Genomic DNA, 18,277 nt, shown 5'->3' on the forward strand with positions numbered 1-18,277 from the left:
GCTATGGATACCGAGAAACCTCCGCCAGCAGAAAGCGCGCGCGACAAGCTGCTCAAAGCCGCTGCCGTTCTGTTTTACAATAATGGAATTGGTGGCACGGGCATTGATGCCATTGTTGAAAAAGCGGGCGTCGCCAAGAAGAGCCTCTATAACAACTTCGCTTCAAAGGCTGATCTGGTAAATCAATATCTCGAAGCACGTCATGCCGAGTGGTTGGACCTCTATCAGGTGCGGCTGCAACATGCGCCCACGCCCGCAGATAGGGTTCTTGCGGTCTTTGATGCTTATCAAGATCACGCTGAGCATGAATATGAGCGTGGTTTTCGCGGTTGCGGCTTGTTGAATGCGGCCGCTGAACTCTCTGCTGATGATATTGGGCGACAGGCTGTAAAGCATCACAAGCGCGAAGTCGAAGCGCTGCTTGCTACCCATCTGACAGAACTTTGGCCACATGACCCTGCTCGTGCCACGGCACTCGCCAGGCACATGGCTTTTCTACTGGAGGGAGCGATGTCGCGATCGGGGCTTGAAGGCAATAGCGAGTATGTTCAGGTCGCGCGCGCAATGGCGTCAGACTTGATGGAGCTTCTGTGAGCAATTCATCCCGTGAATATACAATCGGTGTTGCGGCCGTTCTCGTTTCAGCCATTGTCTGGGGAACTACTGGCACAGCCGCGACTTTTGCACCCGAAGTCAGCGCAGTTGCTATCGGCGCTGCCGCAATGGGGATCGGCGGATTGTTGCAAGCCTTGCTTGCCGGGCGTGGAATACTGCGCACCCTGCCGCATCTCTCAAAACACTGGCGCAATCTGATTCTGGGTGGGCTGGCGGTCGCTATCTATCCACTTGCATTTTACGCCTCCATGCGGATGGCAGGTGTCACCATCGGAACGGTTGTGACCATCGGTTCCGCGCCGCTGCTCTCGGCTCTCATCGAATATCTGTTTGATGGTGCGCGCTTATCAAAGCAATGGCTGTGGGGTGCACTTATCGGCCTGATTGGAATGATCCTGCTATGCATCGCGGAAGGCTCCATGCATAACGGCACCCAGACAGGCAGCTCGGTTCTGATCGGTATCTGCCTCGGCCTTCTTGGAGGCCTGACCTACGCTCTTTATTCCTGGACCGCACGCGGCCTTATGTTACGCGGAATACAATCCTCCGTCGCAATGGGGGCAACATTTGGAATTGGCGGACTGTTGCTGATGCCGGTTTTGCTTATGACCGGTGCACCCTTTGTAGCTTCATGGAATAATGCAGCCGTCGGTCTCTACATGGCCATAGTGCCGATGTTCATCGGCTATCTTTGCTTTGGTATGGGCCTTGCGCGAATTTCAGCAAGCATGGCAACGACGATCACCCTGATAGAACCCGTAGTCGCCGCACTGCTGGCCGTCGTCATTGTAGGAGAACGCCTCGCCCCGATGGGTTGGCTGGGCGTGGCACTAATTATCTCCTGTCTCGTGGTCATAACGCTGCCGCGCGACGGCTTACCACGCCAGAATCAAGAACGAACGGCTGAATAAAGCCGCTCGCTAACCTGCGGAGAACACTTAGAGCATTTCCTGTTTAAGATGAAACGCCGGAGATGCTCTATCTATTTGTTTTTACGCACATCTTGTTCCGAAAACCGGTTCCCACTTTTGGGAGATATGCTTTAATTTGCGGGTGCTGGCACCATAGGTGCCGGGGCCGGCGGAAACTCCCCTTGTTGGGGCGATGGTGAAGATGGCTGCGGTTCAATTTCCGGAGCCAGAGGCGAAGGATTTTGCAGCGGGCCTCCGGTATCGGAACCAAGGTTGGGCAGCGATGTATCTGGTTTGTCACCATACACGCCAAGCTTTGCCTCTTCTGCCTTCTGTCCGGCCTCTACATAGGCGCTACCGGGCGTAGCTTTCGCCCAACCGTTCGACACAAGCCAGAGTGCTGCATCATCACTGCCGACACTGCATTGTGTTGCAACAGCCGCTCCGCTGTCGTTTTGTGGCAGACGACACATAATTGCGCGCGAACGCAGCCATTGGCGGAAGGCAGTTCGTGCCTGCATCCCACAAGGCCAGGTTTCGCCCGATGTTGATTGACAGGTCTGCTCAAGCGGCACAGTCTCGATGCCTTGCAGGTCAACGATACGGCCCTGACTTTCGAGTTTTCCTGCAGCCAAAGCAACCGGTCGCTGCAGCAACTGCATCGGCTCGCCCTCATCGACCGGCGCGCTCGGTGCCGGAGGTTCTGGGGGCTTCGGCGTTGATGCAAGCCCAAGATCGCTCAAAGGCGGACGGGCAGGTTCACGCTCAAGCGGATTCTGATCTGTCTGGCTATTCGTGTTCTGACCTTCACCGTCCGGTGTTGTCTCTGGCGTGGGCGTAACATCCTCCGATGGCGATTGATCTGTTCCAGCACCTGTCCCCGGCTCGTTGTAATCGAACTGCTCAACCACAATTCCATTACCGGCTGCGGTTTCAGGCTGGTTCTTGCCCTCTCCGCTTTCGACAACCGTTACCGGATGATCAAGCGCGCCATAGAACGGCGCGACAAAAGCCGCCACAAGAATCGCCCCGGTTAGCCCAGCAAAACCACCGAAAACAATACGGGCATGGCTCTTATTCTGCGGTTTAGCCATTACTGGCTCGCCCACAAAATACGGGCAATCCACTCGACATCTTTTGTCTCAAAGGAACGATTTGGAAATTCAGGATTAAAGGAATGCAATTCAATTGTGCGCGGTGTCTGGCGATGCAGGATTTTAGCCATAACCTCTCCGTCTTTGGTACGAACGACCACACGATCACCACGGCGAACCGGTGCATTGGGTGCCACGACCAACGTATCGCCGTCGCGATAGAGTGGCAACATGGAGTCACCTGAAACTTCCAGCGCATAGACATTATCAGTTGGCGCCGCAGGAAACTGCACAACATCCCACCCCTGTCCGGCAGGGAACCCGGCATCATCGAAAAAGCCCCCCGTCCCTGCTTCAGCCATACCAAGCAACGGAATAGCACTCGGCTCCTGCAAATAATCGCCATAGTTGGGTGTTCCGATTTCACCGCGGATCAACCGGGTAAACTCGTCAAACGTTGCGCCGGTTGCTTCCATGACCTTGGCAAGCGATTCAGTCGATGGCCAGCGCGCGCGTCCATCGGAAGCATAACGCTTCGACTTGTTGAAGGTCGTCGGATCCAGCCCAGCGCGACGTGCGAGGCCAGACGCACTTAACGAACTGCGTTCTGCCAATGCATCTATCGCAGCCCAGACGCTATCATGAGAAAACATTGCTATGACCCGCCAAAGAGGATTTTAAACCTAAACACCTATCATATGTTGTGCCCAACCTACCGGAAATCCCTATTTTACGCAAGATGTGCGATATCACAGGGAAAATTTTCTTATTCGCAAACAAAAAACGCGCGACATCGAAATGCCGCGCGTTTTGTAATATTTTAGCTCAATGCCCGATCAGGCTGCTTTCTTCGCTTCGCCCTTATATGGGTTGAAACGCTGATAGAAGCTTTCGCCATTATCGGCCATGTCAGCAAGCAGCTTGGGTGCCTTGAACTGCTGGCCGTACTTGCGCTGCAACTCCTTGGCAAGCTTGACGAATTTCTTCGCGCCCATGCCATCGATATAGGAAAGCGTACCGCCGGTATAAGGCGCAAAGCCGAAGGCCAGAATGGAACCGACGTCCGCTTCACGCGGGTCGGTGACAATGCCTTCCTCCATCACGCGCGCAGCTTCCAGAGCAATCGTCACGAGGAAGCGCTCTTTCAGCTCCTTCACGTCAATTTTATCCGGGTTCTGCTGTGGATAGAGGTCTTTCAGACCGGCCCAGAGGTGCTTCTTGGCAGGCTTGGCCGGGTATTCGTAGAAGCCTTTGCCATTCTTGCGACCTTTGCGGTCAAACTCGTTGACGAGTTTGTCCACCAGTTCCACATGGCGCGGATCGACAGCCTTCTCGCCAAGATCAGCCAATGTTGCCTTGAGGATCTTCTGCGAAAGATCGATTGCCGTTTCATCGTTGAGCGCAAGAGGACCAACCGGCATACCGGCCATACGGGCGGCATTTTCGATCATTGCAGCAGGCACACCCTCAACAAGCATGTTGTAGGCTTCCGACATATAACGCAGCACGCAACGATTGACGTAGAAACCGCGTGTGTCGTTGACGACAATCGGCGTCTTCTTGATTGCGCGGACATAATCGAGCGCTACGGCTAGAGCTTTCTCGGACGTCTTCTTGCCGAGGATCACTTCCACCAGCATCATCTTGTCAACTGGCGAGAAGAAATGAATGCCGATGAAGTTCTTCGGACGCTTGGAGACTTTGGCAAGGCCAGTGATAGGCAAGGTCGAGGTGTTGGAAGCGAAAACCGCAGAGGTCTTGAGAACTTCCTCGGCCTTCTCAGTTGCCACCCGCTTGACTTCACGGTCCTCAAACACGGCTTCGATCACCAGATCAGCGCCTTCGAGCAAAGCATAGTCAGGTGTTGCGGTGATGAGCGACAGAAGCTTTTCCTTGTCGGCTTCCGTAGCGCGGCCCTTCTGCATTTCCTTGGTAATCAGATCTGCGGCATGGGCTTTGCCCTTATCGGCAGATTCCTGATCGCGGTCGATCAGCGCCACAGGAATGCCCGCCTTGGCTGTAACATAAGCAATACCTGCGCCCATGAAGCCCGCACCGATCACGCCTATCTTCTTGAACTTGGTCGGCTTTTCATCGACCGGACGACGTGCGCCCTTGTTCAATTCCTGCAACGACACGAAGAGCGAACGGATCATCATGCCCGCTTCAGTCGTCTGAAGGATTTCAGTAAAATAGCGCTGCTCGATCTTGAGACCGGTGTCGAACGGCACCAGAAGGCCCTCATAGACCGATTTCAGGATGGCGAGTGCTGCTGGATAATTACCGGAAGTTTCACGGCGCAGGATAGCGGTTGCCGCAGGCCAGAGGTTCGCGCCAGCAGCCGAATAAATCGCGCCGCCCGGCAGCTTGAAACCCTTTTCATCCCATGGCTGTACTGGTTTGAGACCGCCCTTGATGAGCTTCTTTGCAGTTTCGACGAGCTTCTTGGCCGGTGCTACTTCGGTGACAAGCCCCATCGCCTTGGCGCGCTGCGCTGTCAGGCTGGAGCCGGTCGTCATCATCTGCAAAGCGTCCTGCTGGTTGGCAAGACGTGGTACACGCTGTGTACCGCCAGCACCGGGAAACAGACCGACTTTCACTTCCGGCAGGCCCATTTTCACGCCCGGAGCGTCGGACGCCACACGGGCATGGCAAGCGAGTGACATTTCAAATGCGCCACCCATGCAGGTGCCATTAATGGCCGAAACCCATGGCTTGCCAGAGGTTTCCAGCTTGCGGAACAACCCGCCCATGCGGCCAACATTATCAAACAGCGACTGAACAGCGGCCTGATGATCCTTGGCCTTCTGCTTCTGAAACTCTTTGAACATGCCTTCCAGCATGGTCAGGTCCGCACCACCGGAGTACGTTTCCTTGCCAGACGTAATAACAACGCCCTTGACCTTGTCGTCGCCCGTCGTCGCGTCGATGATGGCGCTCAATTCCTGCATCGCCTCGACGGTGAAAACATTCATCGACTTTTCAGGCATGTCCCATGTGACGAGAGCGATGCCATCGGTGTCGGTTTCAACTTTGAAATTTACATAAGCCATTATTCGCCTCCTCCCCTTACACGCGCTCGATGATCGTGGCCGTACCCATGCCAGCACCGATACACAAAGTGACCAGTGCGGTGTTTAGGTCGCGGCGCTCCAATTCATCCAGCACCGTGCCGAGGATCATCGCACCAGTCGCGCCGAGCGGATGGCCGAGCGCAATCGCACCGCCATTGACGTTGATCTTATCGTGCGGAATCTCGAACGCCTGCATATAGCGCAGCACGACAGCGGCGAAGGCTTCGTTCAGCTCGAACAGATCGATATCCGAGAGCTTCATCTTGGCCTGCTTGAGAAGCTTTTCCGTCACATCGACCGGGCCGGTCAGCATGAGCGCCGGATCGGAACCGATATTGGCAAAAGCACGGATACGCGCGCGCGGCTTGATATCAAATGCTTTGCCAGCCTTCTTCGAGCCAACGAGAACGCCTGCTGCACCATCAACAATACCAGACGAGTTACCGGCATGATGAACGTGATTGATGGTTTCGACTTCCGGATGCGCCTGAATGCCAACAGCATTAAAGCCGCCCATTTCACCAGGCATCACGAAGGATGGATTGAGCTGACCGAGCGCCTGCATATCGGTGCCGGGACGCAAATGCTCGTCATGATCGAGAATGGTGAGGCCGTTCTGATCCTTGATCGGAATGACCGAATTCTTGAAATAGCCTTTTTCCCACGACTTTGCGGCGCGCTTCTGGCTCTCAACGGCATAGGCATCAACGTCATCACGCGAGAAGCCGTATTTCGTGGCAATCAGATCGGCGGAAACGCCCTGCGGCATAAAATAGCCCGGAAAGCCGACCGATGGGTCCATGTACCAGGCACCGCCCGACATACCCATACCAACGCGGGACATGCTTTCCACACCGCCCGCGATCACCAGATCGTCGGAACCAAACGCCACCTTGGCAGCAGCCAGATTGACTGCATCCAGACCTGACGCGCAGAAGCGCGAAATCTGGATGCCCGGCGCTTTGAAATCATAGCCTGCTTCAAATGCTGACGAGCGCGGAATGACGGCTCCTGCTTCGCCGACCGGATCGACGCATCCGAAAATAATGTCGTCGACCTTTGCCGTATCGATGCCGTTACGGTCGCGCAAGGATTCCAGAACCTTCGCGCCCAGACGAACCGCAGGCACTTCATGCAGGCTGCCGTCCTTCTTGCCACGTCCGCGCGGGGTGCGGACGTGATCGTAAATATAAGCCTCAGCCATTTTATCTCCTTCCCGCTAAGTTCGAAAACTTAGCCTGATCTCTAACTCAAAATGCGTCTGCGTTAAGCGCCATCATGCTGTCCGCACCCGATTGGATACGCGCGAGATGGGCGACACTTTCCGGCATGATCCGCTCGAAATAATAGCGCGCAGTAACCAGCTTTGCTTCAAGATAAGCCTTATTGCCTTCGCCCGATTCCAGCTTTTCCTCGGCGACCTTCGCCATGCGCGCCCACATGTAACCAAGCGCCACCAGACCAAAGAGATGCATGTAATCATTCGATGCAGCACCGGCATTATCCGGCTTTGCCATCGCGTTCTGCATCAGCCACATGGTCGCGGCCTGAAGGTCGTTGACACCCTTCTTCAAATGCTTGGTGAAGAAGGAGAGTTTTTCATTCTCGCGATTGACTTCGCAGAATTCGCCCACTTCCTTGAAGAAAGCAGTGATCGCACGCCCACCATTCAGCGCCAGCTTACGACCAACCAGATCAAGCGCCTGAATGCCGTTGGCACCTTCATAGATCATCGCAATACGCGCATCGCGCACATATTGGCTCATGCCATGTTCTTCGATATAGCCGTGACCACCGAACACCTGCTGCGCCATGACAGCATGTTCAAAACCCTTGTCGGTCAGAACACCCTTCAGCACAGGTGTCAAAAGCCCAACGAGATCGTCAGCAGTCTGACGTTCGGTTTCGTCGCCAGCACGATGTGCAATATCGGAATTAAGTGCGGTCCAGAGGATAAGCGCACGGCCGGCTTCGTTATAAGCGCGGATATTCATCAGATTGCGGCGGATATCCGGATGCACGATGATCGGATCAGCCTTTTTATCAGGCGCTGCGGCACCCGAAAGGGCTCGGCCCTGAATACGCTCACGCGCATAGATCGCGGCATTCTGGTAAGCGGTTTCAGCGATCGAAAGCCCCTGAAGTGCCACGCCCAGACGCGCTTCATTCATCATGGTGAACATGGCGCGCAGGCCCTTATGCGCCTCACCAATCAGATAGCCAGCCGCGTCATCATAATTCATGACGCAGGTGGAGTTGCCGTGAATGCCCATCTTTTCTTCGATGGAACCGCAGGAAACGCCATTGCGCTCACCCGGATTGCCGTCGGCATCCAGAATGAACTTCGGCACGATGAACAGCGAAATGCCCTTCACGCCTTCCGGTGCGCCGTCAATACGGGCAAGCACCAGATGGATGATGTTTTCCGACATGTCATGCTCACCAGCCGAGATGAAAATCTTCTGGCCGGAAATCTTATAGGAACCGTCGCCCTGCGGCGTCGCCGTTGAACGCAGCAGACCCAGATCAGTGCCGCAATGCGGCTCGGTCAGGTTCATCGTGCCGGTCCATGTGCCTTCTACCATCTTTGGCAGATAGGTGTCCTTCTGCTCATCGGTGCCGTGCGTGAGGATCGCCGCAATCGCGCCCTGCGTCAGACCCGGATACATGGTGAGCGCCATATTGGCCGACGACATATATTCGCCAACAGCCGTATGCAGCAGATATGGAAGCCCCTGCCCGCCATATTGCTCAGGAACCGCAAGACCAAGCCAGCCGCCCTCGCGATACTGGTCATAAGCGGCCTTAAACCCCTTCGGCGTCTTTACCGAACCATCAGATGCGCGAACGCACCCTTCCTGGTCGCCCGAATGGTTGACCGGAAACAGCGTGCCTTCGGCAAGCTTTGCGCCTTCAGACAGGATTGCCTCGACGACATCAGGCGTCGCATCGGCAAAGCCCGGCAGATTGTTATAACGCTGGTAATTCAGAACGTCATTGAGAACGAAATTTGTATCCTCAACTGGCGCGCGATAGCTCGGCATCGAAATCCTCCAAATCAATAACCCGCTCAGCCCCGCATGAAGCGGAACAGGCTCCCACCTATGTTTGGCATGTCTGTCACATCAAGCACTCAAATGCATGACAGCATGTCCTTGCTGACAAAAATGGGGTCTAAAACTCAAAAAACCAGCCATTTTTACCACTTTCGGATATCTACTTTCCCATTTTTTGAAAGGCAGAGTCCAAATCTAGGGCAAAACTAGCGCACTTTGACGTTTCCGTAAACGTCAAAAATTACACTTATTCGTGCACCGCTGTTTTTCAGGAAATTGTGGGGATCACTTTGCTTAAAGCCCGACAATCAGCGAGCTACGGTTTCAACTTTCGAGCTGAATTCAATAACGATTAAACAAGCGGCGACTGCATAATAAGTGCTGTGCCAAATTGAAAAATGCTGGAGAAGCGCGCGTGAAAACAGATCACCAGCTGTGGTGAAATTATAAAAACCAAATTCGGGGCTGAAGACAAGAAAGCCCGCTTCGCTGGGAGGAGGAGTGCGAAGCGGGCTGATCTGGAAAGCGCGACTGGGAGGAGGAGTGCCGCGCTTCGAGTTCAGTTTCTGGGAGGAGGAGTGAAACTGAACATCCCGAAAATAGGCAGCAGCCATGCTGATTACAAGATGCAAATATGCATAGCTGATATGCGAGCCCAAGAACTTGGCTACGACACGCATCTTAAATGCGTAGCTTGAAAAGTGCGAAACAGTTTTCGAAGCGACCCTGAAATGGAAAACCGCCCGGCAGCGACTGAGCGCGCGCAGGCGGTTTAATCCTCCCAAGAGGCGGCTTGATAACAGTATTGTTTGAATAAAGCAAATCAAACGAGCAAGTACATAATCATACTATTTCTGTATGATTACAGCTAGACTTGCAAGCAACTGAAGAGATAGCAGCCTCATCAAATACAAAGGCCCGCATCGCGCATTTGGGCGGGGGGCTTGGGGTGCGCGATACGGGTGCCTTCCTGCAAACAGGGTGCACCCCATAAATAAATACGATCGTGAAAAACAAAAATGACAGTTTGTTGCAGTTGCAAATGGTTAGTGCAGCAACCACTAACAAAAGTCGCTCCGCAGCGAGGGCTGCTGGAGCGACTGCGAACCGATGCCCCTGCCCAGAAGTCGGAACGCAAATCCAACGTAACATCAGCAACATGCTACTGAAAGTTACAGATAATTTAGAAAGTTTGCACTAACAGAAAGGCTGTAATTTATAGACCATCGGCAGCATCTAAGCCGTTTTCTTTACCCGATATGCCATCCCAAGCGATCTTGGTGCAGTTTCCTGAAAGCCGAATTTTTCATAAAGCTTGTTAGCTGGCACATCGGCGATCAGGCTCACATAGGCTGAATCAGGAAGCTCCGCATTCACATGTTGCATAATGGCGTCCATAATCGCCTTACCAAGACCTCGCCCCTGATGTTGTGGATCGACTGCAATATCTACCACCTGAAAAAAGCAGCCTCCGTCTCCAATCAACCGCCCCATTCCAATCGCTTTATCCTCGTGCACAATCACAACGGCAAAAGCAGTGCCTTTAAGTCCTTGAATTGCCGCCTCTTTCGAAAACGGACTTAATCCGGCCACCGCGCGAAGATGCAAATACTCCTCAACAGACGGCGTACGCGCGAAAGTCGAATAGGCGGGCGGATTCATTCGGCATTCCTCTTTGTTTCGTCACGATGACTAAACGTCTCGAAAACTGGTTTAACACTTCAAGTACAACCAGAAAAGAATTGTCATAACCAGTTGATTGCTCGTCCCGCTTGATATCTAAGTATTTCTAATATCAAGCCCTTCGGATCATCGCTGTGACTACTGAACAAACCCCTTCCAATGTCGTATTCTCCCGCACTGCGGTCACAAGTACTGCAATGATATTCGGCCTGACATATAGTCTTAGTGCCGCGCTCATTGCACTCGACCTGGATGAAATGGGGTTCAGCGAAGCCATTATCGGTGCCAACGCCGCAATGCATGCGGTCGGCGTACTTTGCATGGCCTTTTTGCTTCCGCGCCTTAGTGCATTGCTCGGCATGCGCTTGTTGGTTATCGTAGCCCTCGCCGCTGCGGCGCTGCTTCTCGGCCTGTTTCCCGCAATACCACTGATTTGGCTTTGGTTCCCACTGCGCATATTGCTGGGAGCAGCATCAGAAACATTATTCGTCGTTTCAGAAACCTGGCTCAATTCGCTGAGTACGGACGAGAATCGCTCCAAGACGATGGGCATTTACACAGCTGCCCTGTCACTTGGGTTTGCGCTTGGGCCTTTAATCCTTTCATTGGTGGGATCAAGTGGGTTCCTGCCCTATCTGATCGGCTCTGCACTTGCGATTGTAGCAGCATTTTTGATTGCAAGCCCCAAAGTCAGCGCGCCGCCGATTACCGACAAACCACATGGAAGCCCGCTGCATTATTTGGCACTTGCGCCCGTCGCACTCGCCGCAACAGTGTTGAATGCTGCCATTGAATCGGCTGGCCTATCGTTTCTGCCGCTCTATGCCGTCGATCTCGGCTGGAACGAAAATCAGGCAACGCAGCTCATGTCCGTCATGATGTTCGGTGCAATCGTCCTCCAAATTCCTATTGGTTTTCTGGGTGATCGAATGAGCCGTCAGAGCCTGCTCATCATTCTCGCAGCCCTTTCAGCCGCAGGCGCAGCCGTCTGGCCATGGGCTCTTACTATGCCATGGCTCACCTATACGCTGCTGTTTGTGTGGGGTGGTGCTTTCGTCGGTATTTATACCATAATGTTGAGTGTCGTGGGGAGCCAGTTCAAAGGCGCGCAACTTGTCGGCATTTATGCCAGTATGGGCCTCATGTGGGGTGTCGGCGCATTGATCGGACCACTCTTTGCCGGCATCGCTCAACAATATTTGACCCACGGCCTGCCGGTATTCGTTACGATTGCCTGCCTGGTCTTCTTGGCCCTAGCCCTAACTTTGCGTCCACGTGTAGTGCTCGCAACCGAATAATACCGGCTTTTCCAAAACTTAACACCAAAACGGCCTCCCCAAAGGAGGCCGTTTTTATGCAATCAGCAATAGATTTTAACGACTTATTTACCACGATTGTAAGAATATAGCCTCAGCAATCATGGCTTCGACTCGTTCGTGAATTCGGCTTTCGGCTAGCTTCTATTTTTGGAAAAGTGAATTTCACATGGCAAACACTCATCAGGCATCCGGTTCACGCTCTATCATAGATGAACTCAACGCCCTGCGTGAGCGCCATACGCCTGCGGCACCGAAGTCGAGTGCTATGAACGAGTTGCACAACACATTGGCAGAATTGGAAAAGCGCTTAGGTCAGCTTGGCAGCGCTGCACCTCGTCCCCGCGCTATTGAACCACAGCAAACCGATAGGCGTATTGAAGGTCTCGCAGAAATTGCTGAGCATCTGCGCCGCCTGAGCGATGAGCAGAATAAGGCCGAACAGCATAACACGCGACCAGCCCCGGCTTTTGCACCACGTTTTGCGGAACAGCGCCAAGCGCCGGGCACCTCGTTTTCTGACGACGGCGTATTGCGCCAGATTGATAGCCGTCTGGATGCAATCAGCCGTGCCGTAATCGCAACCAACCGCCATCAGAACTCGGATCACGAAGAAGCACCTCGTCTGCAACGCATCGAACGTCGCCTTAATGAACTAACGCAGCAACTCGACAGCTCTGTTGCCGAACAAAATGCCGACACGCTCTTTCGCCGCCTCGGTGAACTTTCGCAGCGCATTGATGCCTTAAGCGAAGGATCGCGTTTGCCTGAACAGGCAATCGATCAGCTGGCACAGCAAATCAATCTCCTTGCCCATCAGGTTGGCAAGGTTATGGAAAACCTGAGCCAGTCCGATTACCACAATGTCGATGCACGTTTGGAAGCAATTGACCAAAAGCTCGCTTCTGCGGAAAAATGGGCTCTTGAGCCAAATCCAGTACTTCTGGAAAAGGTCGACAATCGGTTCAAGGAACTGACCAAGCGCCTCGATGCGCAATATGCAAGCCATTACGCCGAAGGTGGCATGCTCCATACGCTTGAAGGTCGTCTGGACGATATTTCGCAACAGATATCGCTTAGCTTGTTGCAAACGCCTCAGGCGGAAGAAATCGCGCTTGCAGAAAGCGAAGCTATTCGCGGCCTCGAAAGCCAGATCGCAAATCTCGCGCGTCAACTGGCCAAGCCGTCAGCCGAATTTGCAGAAATCAAGCCACGCCTTGATGCAATCGAGCGTTCGATTTCAGACAATCGCGAAACGGTTCTGGACGCAGCTCGCGAAGCCGCTGAAACTGCTGTTGCCCATGTATTGAAGCATGGCTCGCAACATGACACTGCGATTGCACTACAGCTCGCCAACGATATGAAATCGCTTGAGGCGCTTGCCCGTAATGCTGATGAGCGGAACGGCAAGACATTTGAGGCTGTCCACGAGACCCTCGTTAAAGTCGTTGATCGACTTGCAAGCCTTGAACAGCAGATCGATGCGCAACCACATCTCCCGCAGATAAACCCACAAGCCAAGCCGGTCGCAAACCCTTACTCTGCCGCACCGCAAACGTTTTCGAACCTTGCTCCCAAAACCTTGGCAAATCAGGCCTCCGAGAACCATTCGAAGCCGATTGTCGATGCGCCAAACGCAGATGAGAAACTCGCAAAGCTGACACCGAAGACGCGGCAGGAACCAGAACTGAGTGCGTCTCTGGATTCAGTTCAGCCCGACAATGACAGCGTGCTTGACCTCAACACGATCATGAAGCGTGTGCGCGAAGAACGCAGTCAGCAAGAAGGTACGAAAGCTGAAACAGGTGGCAAAGCCGACCTGATCAGCGTAGCACGTCGTACTGCGCAGCAGGCAGCAGAGGAATCGACCAGGCTCGAACAGCAATCTGAAAAAGCTTCGCAGAAGAAGAAAGGATCGATCAGCGATCTTTTCAATCGTCAGCGCAAACCTATTCTGCTGGCAATTGGTGCTGTGATGCTGGCAATTGCTGGCTTGCAGGCAGGTTCGGCTTTCCTCGAAGCCAATCAACAGGCAGAGCTTTCCGCAAAGACAGAAGCCCCCGCAATCGACAAAGAAACGACTGCTTCCATCGCTCCCGCAAATGAAGCTTTGCCTGCACCTAAAGCGCAGCCAATGCCAGAAGTGGTTGTGCCTGAGACAGAGATTGCCAAGCCGCAGCAGGAAAGCAATTTGAATGCACCAATGCCAACTCCGGCACCTCTAGAGCCGGCAATTGCCGATACGACACCGGCTGAAGAACCGGAAGTTACTGTAACCGAAGTGCCTGTTGAGGCTGGCCCCGCAGCATTGCGTGAAGCAGCAATGACCGGTGACTCTCGTGCGCTTTTTGAAATCGGCAATCGCTATATGGAAGGCCGTGGCGTTGAGGAAGACCTGGCCGAAGCTGCAAAGTGGTATGATCAGTCGGCCCAAAAAGGCTTTGCGCCAGCGCTCTATCGCATGGGCAATTTCAATGAGAAGGGGCTCGGCATGCCCCGTGACCTTACCAAAGCAGTCGACTGGTATCAGCAGGCAGCCAAGCAGGGTAATGCCAGCGCTATGCATAATCTCGCTGTGCTTTTTGCATCAGGCGCCAATGGTACACCCGACAATGCATCTGCCGTGCGCTGGTTTACCGAAGCCGCAGAACTCGGCGTCAAGGATAGCCAGTATAATCTCGGCATTCTGGCCGCCAAGGGTCTAGGAATGCAGATTAATCTCGAAGAGAGCTATAAATGGTTTGCGCTTGCGGCCAAAGCTGGCGACAAGGATGCAGCCGACAAACGTGACCAGATCGGCGAAGCAATGAAGCCCCAGCAGCTTGAACGTGCGAAGGGCAGCGTTGAACTTTGGAAGGCTAAGCCGCTTAATCAGGAAGCCAATTCAGTCGATATGCCCGAGGGCTGGTCCGATGAGAAGCCCGTCACAACTGCCTCGGTCGATATGAAGAAAGCCGTTCGAAACATCCAGCTCATCCTCCAGAAGAATGGCTATGATGTAGGGACAGCAGACGGGCTGATGGGCAATAAGACCCGCAATGCCATTGCTGAAATTCAGAAGGCCCATGGGCAAGAGCCAACTGGCGAGGTCAATCAGCAGCTCGTGCAACTCCTGCTCGAGAAGAACAAGTAAACGTCAGATCAAGGTCTGATGCTGTCTTGATCGGCGATAATCGACGCGGGATCGCAGTATAATTTTGCGGTCTCGTTGTCTTTGGTGTCGTTGGTAAATTTATCCGTCGATGAATAAACGCGCACTTCGGCATCTCTGATGCCGTCCGCTTCACGCTTGTCTTCAGTCACAACAAACGCATAGACGTAGTCACCGCGTGCATAGCCCATTGCCATCGTCATATCGGTTGGGTGATCGATATTCGTGTCTTTTGTCGAAAACCACGTGGAATTGGTTTCGAAATAGAGTTCCGACGGCTTGGTTCCGATCACATAATTATAATAGGCTTCTTTTTTATCCGGATGGGCCTTTGGGTCGGCGATGCGACAAAACTCTGCGCGCGCATTACGCTCGGGAATATTACACGCAAATTGCGTCTGCCAAGGCGGTATACAATTCGCCATCGCTGGTAACGGGATAAATGCCGTAAGAGCCAGAATACCGTATTTCATCATGGCACATCCCTCCCGCCTCGCTGTACCTTTGCGAATTACAAAGATTTTCCACAGTGTCAACGTCGCTAACCGCTGCAAAACGGTCCATCAACGGATTTACTTTCTGCCAGAAGTAACAGCTTGAATCCAATTGCCGCCACTCATTATTTAATCATTAGAACAAGGGGGCCATGTGATGCTTTTGCATGTAAATAACGAGATGGAAAATGGCATAATTGCTAAAATACCCCTTGCACTGGACAAGGATGTCAAAGGCTTCCAAGGGGATGCGATTGATTTCGAGATATCGTCATTGGACGGCCGTCTCATTCCGGCTGAAGAAATCCACCCATATAAGTCGCTGTTCAAAGTTCTTTCCGGAAATTCAGAACTAAAAAATATCTATATGGCGCTTTCGTACAATCTCAATTTCTCAACGCCGGACGGCAAAAAAACCTCGATGGCGCGCTCCGCTCCGACAGAAGACTGGGCTGTCACGAATGGGCATTATTATTCTGATGCAGCGACCTCGTTCGGCATCACATCCGGGAGTAAGTTTGCAGGAGCCTATAGTGCAAGCATTACCAATCCATATCTTTATGTGATAAAGAACGGCAGCCTCATCGATAATAAAATATCGGACCCAATTGCAATCAAAGCGCAATTCTATCCGTCTTCGACGCATTCAATTATTACCCCGAAAGAACACATCAATATTGTACTGAGCAACCGGCAAGGCTCATACGAATAATCAGCACATCCCGAAAAGGGAAAACGGCCTTCCGGACAAGGTACGCACTCCAAGTCGCGCCGTCAGAATATGACGTTTTTATGGAGCACGGAGGGGCATAATGTTGTTCACAAACAACAATGTGCCATTTTCTTTTCTCATTATCGTTCAAAGTAACTCTATTCTCAATCCGGGTTTGACTTCCCCTGTTTGAGAGAGCAAGACCTTTAGAACGCATCCTTAAACGTGCAGAAACGATTTCACGACTAAGATGCGCGTTAAAACAAGCGATTAGAGCGTCGATCGATTCAGTGAGATCGAAATCTGCTCTGGGGCTTCAAGACAGACCTTGCGGCATGGCGCGACCGCAACGGGCTGCGTGTTGTGCGTTGTAAAAACCGGGTTCGGAATTGGGTATTTACCTTCCCATTGCGGAATTATCGGTCAACATGCTGGTTCTGCTCGGCATGGGCGCTGCCGTTGGTTTTCTTTCAGGATTGTTCGGTGTTGGCGGTGGATTTCTGATCACACCTTTGCTGATCTTTTATAACATTCCACCGGCAATTGCCGTGGCCACAGGCGCCAATCAGGTCATTGCTTCATCGGTGTCTGGAGCGCTTGCGCATTTCAAGCGGCGAACGCTCGACATCAAGCTCGGCCTTTTTCTGGTCGCGGGTGGTATAGTCGGGTCACTACTCGGTATTTTCGTGTTCTCGTGGTTGCGAGACTTAGGACAGCTCGATCTGATCGTTTCGATCCTTTACGTCTTCTTCCTCGGCACGGTTGGCGGACTGATGCTGGTTGAAAGCGTGCGTGCGCTTCGCCGTGTAAAAAAAGGACAGGCAGGCGCAATCCGCCGTCCGGGTCAGCACACGTGGATACATAAGCTGCCGTTCAAGATGCGGTTTCGTGCATCAACCATTTATGTCAGCATCATTCCTGTGCTCGGCATCGGCTTTTTTATCGGCCTTTTGTCATCGGTGATGGGTGTCGGCGGCGGCTTCATCATGGTGCCTGCGCTGATCTATCTGCTGCATGTCCCCACCAATGTTGTGGTTGGTACATCGCTGTTTCAGATCACCTTTGTCACAGCATTCACCACCGTGATGCAGGCGACAACCAACCAGTCCATCGACATTGTGTTGGCGTTTCTCCTGATGCTCGGCGGCGTGATTGGTGCGCAATATGGCGCGCGCGCGGGCCAGAAACTGCGTGGCGAACAGCTGCGCCTATTGCTGGCCTTGTTGGTTCTCGCTGTAGGCCTGCGTCTTGCATTCGGCCTTTTTGTGCGGCCAGACAATCTATTCTCGATCACCATTGCGGATATATGACATGAGGAAACTCAGCCTCATATCCGCTTTGCTACTCGGCTTTGCAGCAACGCCAGTATCAGCGCAGATCAACTCCATCGGTGATGGCAATGGTGTGCCGCAACTCCAAAACCCGGCTGAAGAAACCATCGAGATTGGCCTTTCAACCGAAACGATCGCCATTACCTCTAATTTTGGCGGTACGGATCTCACGATCTTTGGTGCGCTTGATAATGCCGATCCGATGATCCAACGGCAGGGACGCTACGACATTATCGTCGTTCTGCAAGGACCAGCGCGCGATCTGGTCGTACGCAAAAAACAACGCTATCTGGGTGTCTGGGTAAATGCAGATTCTGAAACCTTCCTTGGTGTCCCGCTTTCCTACTCCTTGGCTTCGACACGCAACTTGCAGGATATTGCGGATGACAAAATCTACCGCCAGCTTTCAGTTGGTGTCCGCAATTTTTATCTGAGGCCGGAAGACCCTGCGAGCCTGTCGGGCAATATTCCGAAGTTCGGCGATGAATTGCGTGAGATGAAACTGCGGCAAGGGCTTTATAGCCAGCGCATTGGCGGTGTGGAATTTATTTCGCGCACATTGTTCCGAGCAACACTGAACCTGTCAGCAAATGTGCCAGTCGGACGCCATCGGGCACGCGCGCTTTTGTTCCGCAACGGTGTTTTCCTGCGCGAAGCCAATGCCAGCCTTGAAATCGTGAAGGCCGGCGTCGAGCAAAGCATCTATGATGCCGCGCACAAATACAGCTTCTACTATGGTTTGTTCGCGGTGTTCCTGGCTGTTTTCACCGGCTGGGCTGGTCGTATTTTGTTCAAGAAAGATTAGTGGATTGAATTTGATGTTTGAACCCCGACTGACAC

General features: G+C 53.0%; 15 protein-coding genes. 7 read left to right on the top strand and 8 right to left on the bottom strand.

From position 1 onward, the window contains the following. Nucleotides 1–3: 3 nt before the first annotated feature. Together OIV19_RS05705 and OIV19_RS05710 are read left to right on the top strand one after the other, a co-directional pair. Nucleotides 4–594 (top strand): TetR/AcrR family transcriptional regulator, encoded by a 591-nt coding sequence (locus OIV19_RS05705; protein WP_264230942.1) that lies wholly within the window; start codon nucleotides 4–6, stop codon nucleotides 592–594. Further along, nucleotides 591–1,526 (top strand): DMT family transporter, encoded by a 936-nt coding sequence (locus tag OIV19_RS05710; protein ID WP_151091632.1) that lies wholly within the window; start codon nucleotides 591–593, stop codon nucleotides 1,524–1,526. Before OIV19_RS05705 ends, OIV19_RS05710 begins: the two co-directional genes overlap by 4 nt. Before the next feature lie 131 nt (nucleotides 1,527–1,657). Here OIV19_RS05710 and OIV19_RS05715 read toward each other — a convergent pair whose 3' ends face one another. From OIV19_RS05715 to OIV19_RS05745, 7 genes are all read right to left on the bottom strand, one after another. Then, nucleotides 1,658–2,620, bottom strand: coding sequence for a thermonuclease family protein (locus tag OIV19_RS05715; RefSeq protein ID WP_264230943.1), 963 nt, complete (start codon nucleotides 2,618–2,620; stop codon nucleotides 1,658–1,660). Then, nucleotides 2,620–3,273: a S24 family peptidase gene (locus tag OIV19_RS05720; protein ID WP_095444588.1), complete on the bottom strand. Its 654-nt coding sequence runs from the start codon at nucleotides 3,271–3,273 to the stop codon at nucleotides 2,620–2,622. Before OIV19_RS05720 ends, OIV19_RS05715 begins: the two co-directional genes overlap by 1 nt. Nucleotides 3,274–3,456: 183 nt before the next feature. Next, entirely contained in the window at nucleotides 3,457–5,673 is a 2,217-nt protein-coding gene (locus tag OIV19_RS05725) for an FAD-dependent oxidoreductase (RefSeq protein WP_264230944.1), read from the bottom strand. Between the two features lie 16 nt (nucleotides 5,674–5,689). Further along, a complete protein-coding gene (locus tag OIV19_RS05730; RefSeq protein ID WP_264230945.1) occupies nucleotides 5,690–6,898 on the bottom strand; it encodes an acetyl-CoA C-acetyltransferase in 1,209 nt (402 codons plus the stop codon). A gap of 46 nt (nucleotides 6,899–6,944) precedes the next feature. Further along, complete coding sequence (locus OIV19_RS05735; protein ID WP_264230947.1) at nucleotides 6,945–8,738, bottom strand: acyl-CoA dehydrogenase C-terminal domain-containing protein; 1,794 nt, start codon at nucleotides 8,736–8,738, stop codon at nucleotides 6,945–6,947. A gap of 320 nt (nucleotides 8,739–9,058) precedes the next feature. Beyond that, nucleotides 9,059–9,430 carry a hypothetical protein gene (locus OIV19_RS05740; RefSeq protein WP_151091637.1) on the bottom strand — a complete coding sequence of 124 codons (372 nt, stop codon included), beginning with the start codon at nucleotides 9,428–9,430 and terminating at the stop codon, nucleotides 9,059–9,061. Between the two features lie 556 nt (nucleotides 9,431–9,986). Then, on the bottom strand, nucleotides 9,987–10,412 hold the full coding sequence (locus OIV19_RS05745; RefSeq protein ID WP_095444600.1) for a GNAT family N-acetyltransferase: 426 nt from the start codon (nucleotides 10,410–10,412) through the stop codon (nucleotides 9,987–9,989). Between the two features lie 155 nt (nucleotides 10,413–10,567). Between OIV19_RS05745 and OIV19_RS05750 the strand changes: the two genes are divergently transcribed. Next, nucleotides 10,568–11,731 carry an MFS transporter gene (locus OIV19_RS05750; RefSeq protein WP_191792679.1) on the top strand — a complete coding sequence of 388 codons (1,164 nt, stop codon included), beginning with the start codon at nucleotides 10,568–10,570 and terminating at the stop codon, nucleotides 11,729–11,731. Between the two features lie 187 nt (nucleotides 11,732–11,918). Next, nucleotides 11,919–14,882 carry a peptidoglycan-binding protein gene (locus tag OIV19_RS05755; protein WP_264230948.1) on the top strand — a complete coding sequence of 988 codons (2,964 nt, stop codon included), beginning with the start codon at nucleotides 11,919–11,921 and terminating at the stop codon, nucleotides 14,880–14,882. A gap of 8 nt (nucleotides 14,883–14,890) precedes the next feature. On the opposite strand, the gene OIV19_RS05760 is transcribed toward OIV19_RS05755, so the two are convergent. After that, nucleotides 14,891–15,376: a hypothetical protein gene (locus tag OIV19_RS05760; protein ID WP_151091640.1), complete on the bottom strand. Its 486-nt coding sequence runs from the start codon at nucleotides 15,374–15,376 to the stop codon at nucleotides 14,891–14,893. A 175-nt stretch (nucleotides 15,377–15,551) separates the two neighbouring features. Here OIV19_RS05760 and OIV19_RS05765 point away from each other — a divergent pair, with 175 nt between their 5' ends. From OIV19_RS05765 to OIV19_RS05775, 3 genes are all read left to right on the top strand, one after another. Next, nucleotides 15,552–16,106 carry a hypothetical protein gene (locus OIV19_RS05765; protein WP_264230975.1) on the top strand — a complete coding sequence of 185 codons (555 nt, stop codon included), beginning with the start codon at nucleotides 15,552–15,554 and terminating at the stop codon, nucleotides 16,104–16,106. A gap of 428 nt (nucleotides 16,107–16,534) precedes the next feature. Further along, nucleotides 16,535–17,416, top strand: coding sequence for a sulfite exporter TauE/SafE family protein (locus tag OIV19_RS05770; protein ID WP_235901760.1), 882 nt, complete (start codon nucleotides 16,535–16,537; stop codon nucleotides 17,414–17,416). Between the two features lies 1 nt (nucleotide 17,417). Continuing rightward, on the top strand, nucleotides 17,418–18,242 hold the full coding sequence (locus tag OIV19_RS05775; protein WP_151091642.1) for a TIGR02186 family protein: 825 nt from the start codon (nucleotides 17,418–17,420) through the stop codon (nucleotides 18,240–18,242). The last annotated feature ends 35 nt before the right edge of the window (nucleotides 18,243–18,277 follow it).

The organism is Brucella sp. HL-2, from assembly GCF_025846885.2.
Lineage (GTDB): Bacteria > Pseudomonadota > Alphaproteobacteria > Rhizobiales > Rhizobiaceae > Brucella > Brucella quorumnocens.

Excerpts from the sequence above, each read along its gene's own strand:
- OIV19_RS05705 (WP_264230942.1), top strand. The coding sequence starts at position 4 with ATGGATACCGAGAAACCTCCGCCAGCAGAAAGCGCGCGCGACAAGCTG.
- OIV19_RS05715 (WP_264230943.1), bottom strand. The coding sequence starts at position 2,620 with ATGGCTAAACCGCAGAATAAGAGCCATGCCCGTATTGTTTTCGGTGGT.
- OIV19_RS05720 (WP_095444588.1), bottom strand. The coding sequence starts at position 3,273 with ATGTTTTCTCATGATAGCGTCTGGGCTGCGATAGATGCATTGGCAGAA.
- OIV19_RS05725 (WP_264230944.1), bottom strand. The coding sequence starts at position 5,673 with ATGGCTTATGTAAATTTCAAAGTTGAAACCGACACCGATGGCATCGCT.
- OIV19_RS05730 (WP_264230945.1), bottom strand. The coding sequence starts at position 6,898 with ATGGCTGAGGCTTATATTTACGATCACGTCCGCACCCCGCGCGGACGT.
- OIV19_RS05735 (WP_264230947.1), bottom strand. The coding sequence starts at position 8,738 with ATGCCGAGCTATCGCGCGCCAGTTGAGGATACAAATTTCGTTCTCAAT.
- OIV19_RS05740 (WP_151091637.1), bottom strand. The coding sequence starts at position 9,430 with ATGCGTGTCGTAGCCAAGTTCTTGGGCTCGCATATCAGCTATGCATAT.
- OIV19_RS05745 (WP_095444600.1), bottom strand. The coding sequence starts at position 10,412 with ATGAATCCGCCCGCCTATTCGACTTTCGCGCGTACGCCGTCTGTTGAG.
- OIV19_RS05755 (WP_264230948.1), top strand. The coding sequence starts at position 11,919 with ATGGCAAACACTCATCAGGCATCCGGTTCACGCTCTATCATAGATGAA.
- OIV19_RS05760 (WP_151091640.1), bottom strand. The coding sequence starts at position 15,376 with ATGATGAAATACGGTATTCTGGCTCTTACGGCATTTATCCCGTTACCA.
- OIV19_RS05765 (WP_264230975.1), top strand. The coding sequence starts at position 15,552 with ATGCTTTTGCATGTAAATAACGAGATGGAAAATGGCATAATTGCTAAA.
- OIV19_RS05770 (WP_235901760.1), top strand. The coding sequence starts at position 16,535 with ATGCTGGTTCTGCTCGGCATGGGCGCTGCCGTTGGTTTTCTTTCAGGA.
- OIV19_RS05775 (WP_151091642.1), top strand. The coding sequence starts at position 17,418 with ATGAGGAAACTCAGCCTCATATCCGCTTTGCTACTCGGCTTTGCAGCA.